Source organism: Okeania hirsuta, from assembly GCF_003838195.1.
In the GTDB taxonomy this organism is placed as follows: Bacteria; Cyanobacteriota; Cyanobacteriia; order Cyanobacteriales; family Microcoleaceae; genus Okeania; species Okeania hirsuta.
In genome coordinates, this window is the sequence record NZ_RCBY01000078.1 from 23,848 (window position 1) to 29,847 (window position 6,000).

General features: G+C 34.0%; 5 protein-coding genes. All 5 read left to right on the plus strand.

All coding sequences use genetic code 11. The features are described from left to right. Positions 1-509 precede the first annotated feature (509 nt). The 5 genes from D5R40_RS14855 (at position 510) to D5R40_RS35275 (ending at position 5,674) form a co-directional block, all read left to right on the plus strand. Positions 510-1,241, plus strand: coding sequence for a DUF429 domain-containing protein (locus tag D5R40_RS14855; RefSeq protein ID WP_124144753.1), 732 nt, complete (start codon positions 510-512; stop codon positions 1,239-1,241). Positions 1,242-1,256: 15 nt separating this feature from the next. Next, the gene (locus tag D5R40_RS14860; protein WP_124144754.1) at positions 1,257-1,802 is read left to right on the plus strand and encodes a GumC domain-containing protein; all 546 of its coding nucleotides are present in this window, start codon (positions 1,257-1,259) and stop codon (positions 1,800-1,802) included. A gap of 776 nt (positions 1,803-2,578) precedes the next feature. Then, positions 2,579-3,085, plus strand: coding sequence for a hypothetical protein (locus tag D5R40_RS14865; RefSeq protein ID WP_124144755.1), 507 nt, complete (start codon positions 2,579-2,581; stop codon positions 3,083-3,085). Between the two features lie 1,295 nt (positions 3,086-4,380). Beyond that, complete coding sequence (gene hemE, locus D5R40_RS14870; protein ID WP_124144756.1) at positions 4,381-5,445, plus strand: uroporphyrinogen decarboxylase; 1,065 nt, start codon at positions 4,381-4,383, stop codon at positions 5,443-5,445. A gap of 40 nt (positions 5,446-5,485) precedes the next feature. Continuing rightward, the gene (locus D5R40_RS35275; RefSeq protein ID WP_124144757.1) at positions 5,486-5,674 is read left to right on the plus strand and encodes a hypothetical protein; all 189 of its coding nucleotides are present in this window, start codon (positions 5,486-5,488) and stop codon (positions 5,672-5,674) included. The last annotated feature ends 326 nt before the right edge of the window (positions 5,675-6,000 follow it).

Genomic DNA, 6,000 nt, shown 5'->3' on the forward strand with positions numbered 1-6,000 from the left:
CATAGCACCTGCCTTCCGGGATTTACTCCCAGATGGCCTTTTTGACTAATCAAATCAGCTTTTAATATTATTTATCTAAATCAAAGTAGTCTAATTTTCCCCAAATTATTACAAAATATTTCACGAACTTGCGTTGTTTCAGCGATTTGGTACATAGTTTGTACATAAGATATTGTGCCAATGTTGTGCCTACACCTAAGAATAGACTCTTCAATACAAGGCTACAAGCTAGTATTTACGTTAATAACACCTCAAATATGCCAATTTTCAGCCGAGAGGTATAGCCTCAAAAAAAACAAATTTTGAACAAGTACAAATACCCAAGTAATTCTAGTCATTGACAAATAGTAGATATTAGTTGATAGCTGAGAGCTGACGGCTGTTTGCGCAGCATTCCGGAGGAAATGTTTACTTCAAAGCCTCCTTGTTGTATAGGTACTGATAACTGATGACTTAAATTACCCTGAAAAAATACTTTTTCAGCAAACCCTATTTACCAAAACAACACTATGAAATTTATAGGAATAGACCTCGGTTGGAGTTCGGGAAAAAGTGGTTTGTGCTGTCTACAATACTCAGACAAAAAATTAAATATATTAGACTTAGACTGCATATTAGAAACTGAAGATATTCTCAATTGGATTGATAATTTTACTCCTTTACCAACTCCTGCTCTAATTGCCGTAGATGCTCCAACAATAATTCCCAATCAAACAGGAACTAGACTACCAGATAAACTTACTCATAAATATTTTGGTCGTTATCATGCGGGATGTTATCCAGCAAATCTTAACCGTCCTTTTGCTCAGAAAACCGTGAATTTTGGCATGAGTTTGACAGCTAAAGGATTTATTCATGCACCAACAATTGAACCGCAACAACCAGGACGTTTTCAAATCGAAGTTTATCCTCATCCAGCTATAGTTAATTTATTTAGTTTAGAAAAAATTATGAAATACAAAAAAGGGAAATTAGCAGACCGTAAATCAGAACTTTTGAAACTGCACCAATACATAACAAATATCTTAACTACCCTCGAACCAACTCTAGAAATTTCCGAAAATTTCCTAGATACTGAAAATATCAATAGTATAGCTACCCTCAAAATTACAGAAGATAAATTAGATAGTTTAATCTGTGCTTATATTGGTGCATACTGGTGGTATTGGGGTCAAGCAAAAAATTTAGTTTTGGGCGATGACACCACCGGATATATAGTAGTTCCTGAACGACTAGATTAAATCCTGTTCAAATATATGAAAGAAAATATAGCAGAACTCAAATCAGAAGTAGAAACTTTACAGACCGAAGTAGAAACTTTACAGACCGAAGTAGATACTCTTCGTCATCAACGTTCTTCTTTCCGAATAGATGTGAGTTTTCCTCCAAATAATACTCCTGAAACACTAGCAGAATTTCACAAAAAAAATGCTGAAGAAGCTGCAAAGTGGCAAGAAGAATTACAAGAAATTAATCAATCTCTCAAAATATTAGAAGCACAACTTAATCAGAAAAAAACTACATTAGCACCAAAAAAATCTCGACTAGAATGGCATGAACTACAAGAAAAAGTTTATCAAGGGGGAAAACAATTACAGGAGCAAGTGAAAAAAGTCAACGAAAAAGCTAATCAACTTGAAGCAGAAATACAAAATCTCAAACAAATTTATCAACAATTAAACCCACTTTATTGTGAGTGGGTACAAAATGCAGCTAATATAGTTGATTTTAAAGCCACAACTATTCCTTATGTTTATGTTAAAGACAATGGGTTTGAACTTGGAAATAAAGAAATAGAGTGAGGGTAATTTCAGTTATTAGTTATCAGTAAAAGGCAAGAGGAAAAAAGATTGAGATACATCTCTATTTTTGTTGAGTTTCCTTTGTCAAACCAACCGAAAAATGGTAAATTTTCTGTCTAATTTTATGACCTGTAAAAGTCGGGAATACCGTAGGTTGGGTTAAGCGACAGCGCAACCCAACATATATATATAGCAAAAGAAAGATGAAAAAAATCGAAATACTCCTCTATTTTTGTTGAGTTTTTTTATCAACCCAACCGACAAATGGTAAATTTTTTGTCTAATTTTATGACCTGTAAAAATCGGGAATACCGTAGGTTGGGTTACGCTACCGCTTAACCCAACATACATAGCAAAAGAAAGATGAAAAAAGTCGAAATACACCTCTATTTTTGTTTGGTTTATCCTACGGATAAGCTCCGCTAACGTTCCTCAACCCAACCTACAAGTGGTAAGTTTTTTGTCGGAATTTTCTCATATATCAAAGTCGGGAATAAATTTTAATTCATCGCCAATTTAGTTGTCTTTTCGTCATCTGAAGATTTGCTGATATATCCTAATTTTCAAATCAAAAGAAACTAGCGATAGCTGGTAATAATTTTTCCCACTGCTCGATTAATTTTGCCGTCTTAGGTAACTCTGTAAATAAGCCTTTAAAAAATCTAATTACTCCTTTTGCTTTTTGTTTGTTTTCCTGGGGATTTTTTCCTGCTTCTGCTAAATTTTGTAATTGCTAAAGTTGTGTAATATTAATTAGTCAAGAAAAAGCTCAGGAAATGACAGCCTTAGACCGAGAATTATATCCAATTCAATGTCTAGAATTAGGAAGCTTAGATAATTCAGCCGGAATAGAAATAATCAAAGAATATAAACTACAAGACCGAGAAAATTGGTTGAATTTAAACAATATGTATATAGGCAATCCCTTATACTTACAATATATATGTACTTTAATCAAAGATATCTTTCAAGACCTAGTATCTCAATTGATAGCTGAAGGGAACTTAATTATCACAGAAGAAATGAAACTACTTTTCGACACCTCATATCAGAGAATGTCAGACGTAGAAAAACAAATAGTTTTAACAATAAGTAAATGCGATGAAAATGTTTCAATAGAAGACTTAAAAAAATCCTGCTCATTGTCCTCTATAGATATTGTCAATGGATTACAATCCCTGAAAAGACGATACTTATTACATCAAATAAAAACTAACAATAGCTTATTTAGCCTACCTTCCTTATTCAAAGAATATATTAAAAACTTTCAGATGCAAAACTAAACTATAAGTGCTTTACACAAACAATACAGACAATTAAATAGCAATAGTAATTAAACTTTCTTCTTGAAGACGGCAATTTTAATTTGAGCTTCCTGATAATTTTTAGATCTACCAAATATATAGGGTTTATCAAGTTACTGAAGTACAATTATTTTTCTTCTTTTCTATTCCCAGTTTCCCGAATTACTACTCTGTACGGACGTTGTATGCAACTACTCCCTACTCCCGAGCAATAACAGATGCAAAACTAAACTATAAGTACTTTACACAAACAATACAGACAATTAAATAGCAATAGTAATTAAACTGTCTTCTTGAAGACGGCAATTTTAATTTGAGCTTCCTGATAATTTTTATATCTACCAAATATATAGCGTTTATCAAGTTACTGAAGTACAATTATTTTTCTTCTTTTCTATTCCCAGTTTCCCGAATTACTACTCTGTACGGACGTTGTATGCAACTACTCCCTACTCCCGAGCAATAACAGTTGTTTTTCTTCTTGTCTGTTCTCAGTTTCCCCAATTACTAGGATCTACTCCCTACTCCCTAAAATCAACGAATTCTTTACCTCACTCTTCTTGGGAATTGCTATAGTAATTAAACTTTGTTCTTTAAGACCAGAATTGATTAAAAATTTGGCAATTTAAACTAGAGGTTCCTGATAATTTGTAGATACACAAAATATACCAATCCATATTTATATAAAAATTAGTCTGATACCAATTCCCAACAAAAATACTAAACTTTCTCAAAACTTCAGATATTTGGTAAAAAGCCAGATTAAGTAATTTTTTTGGTACTGGTGAAAAGTAATTGTAGAAGCTAGGGGAAAATAATTTTTTCGCAACTCATTATCAAAATACTCTTGGATATTTAGAGGAATCAAAATTTAGGTAAATATCAAGATTAACTCAGATACCATTACTATGACGAACTACCATTTTTTTTAATCATTTTAGTGACGAATTCTTATAACTTACAGCAAGTTCAGTGATTAATATGACACAACTCCGAATAAATATTTTTTGCCTGTCCCCTATCCCCTACTCCCTATTCCCTTTCTTAATAGTAAACTTTCGTTACAATCCAAAGTCTACTATTTCCACAGATGTCACGTCCTTGTAAACTTAACTAATCAGGACAATCATATTGACCTACTGATACTGATATAGCAGAAGGCAAAAGGGAAAGGCTATCTTGAAAATTTGAGTTTGAGACTTTTGTTATGTCCCAACCTTATGCTTTGCTAGCTATTTAGATAAAAAATTTGAGAAGTAGAAGGTAAAATAAAGATGGCCGAATCAAGCCAACTACCATATTTATTACGAGCAACTAAGGGTGAAGTCTTAGACCGTCCACCTGTATGGATGATGAGACAAGCAGGACGTTACATGAAATCTTATCGAGATTTACGAGAGAAATACCCCTCATTTCGCGAGCGTTCCGAAAACGTAGATATTGCTGTGGAAATATCTCTGCAACCTTTCCACGCATTTAAACCTGATGGAGTAATTTTATTCTCAGATATCCTCACCCCACTTCCAGCAATAGGCATTGATTTTGATATAGTCGAAAGTAAAGGACCAATAATTGACCCTCCTATTCGCACTCAATCTCAAATTGACCAACTTCATCCCATCGAACCAGAAGAGTCTCTACCTTTTATCAGAGAAATTTTACAAATTCTCAAAAGAGAAGTTAAGAACGAAGCAGCAATTTTAGGCTTTATTGGGGCACCTTGGACATTAGCCGCTTATGCTATAGAAGGTAAAAGTTGTAAGGATTATACCTTTATCAAAAGAATGGCCTTTTGCGAACCAGAAATGTTGCATCAGTTTCTTGGCAAACTAGCAGACGCGATCGCCGTTTATGCTCGTTACCAGATAAATAGTGGAGCACAAGTCATCCAAATGTTTGATTCTTGGGCAGGTCAACTTAGTCCTCAAGATTATGAAACTTTTGCCTTGCCTTATCAAAAACGAGTAGTCCAACAGGTTAAGGCAACTCATCCAAACACACCTTTTATTCTTTATATTAATGGCAGTGCTGGATTGTTAGAGAGAATGCCCCAAACTGGTGTTGATATAGTTAGTGTAGATTGGACAGTAGACATCGGCGAAGCAAGACAGCGACTAGGTAAAAATATTGGCATACAGGGAAATATAGACCCCGGCGTACTTTTTGGTTCTAAAGAGTTTATCAAATCTCGCATTTTGGAAACTATCCGCAAAGCAGGCAACCAAGGTCATATATTAAATTTAGGACATGGTGTTTTGCAAAAGACCCCTGAAGAAAATGTAGAGTTCTTCTTTAAAACTGCCAAAGAGGTCAGCAATTTACTAGCAGTAACTGCTTAATTAAATTCAACCTTATGTAAGATTTCCATTAATTTTTGTTTTGTCTAGGGGTGGGTTTATACTCGCCCCTATATTAATAGCAGAAGGAAGAGGGAAGAAGGAAGAGGGAAGAAGGAAGAGGGAAGAAGGAAGAAAGAAAAATATTGTGTTGTCTGAGTTTTATAGCGGTTTTCATTTCGGTAGACTACAGTTAGTACGGGCAACCCAAAAGCATTTTTGGCGTTGCTGAAGTAAGGAATGAAAGTCAACTTTGAGTAAGTTTTCAGCCAAAACAATAGTGCAAACTATACCTATTTCTTTCTATTTAGTCACCGAAAAACTCCTTTCTACCTAATGACTCCTGACTCAGTCCTTCTGTGAAATCATACATTTATTCAGAAACGGTGCATTTTTCTACTACCTACTCCCTACCCCAAAATAATTAATTTTGTGGTCTACTTAAATGAAAAGCACTTTCAACAATTAATAATTATATCAAATCCGTTTAATTCGGTATAAAAACATTCTTTATCTTCACCATTACCAAATCTTCATAAATTTTTTCCCTCCTGACTC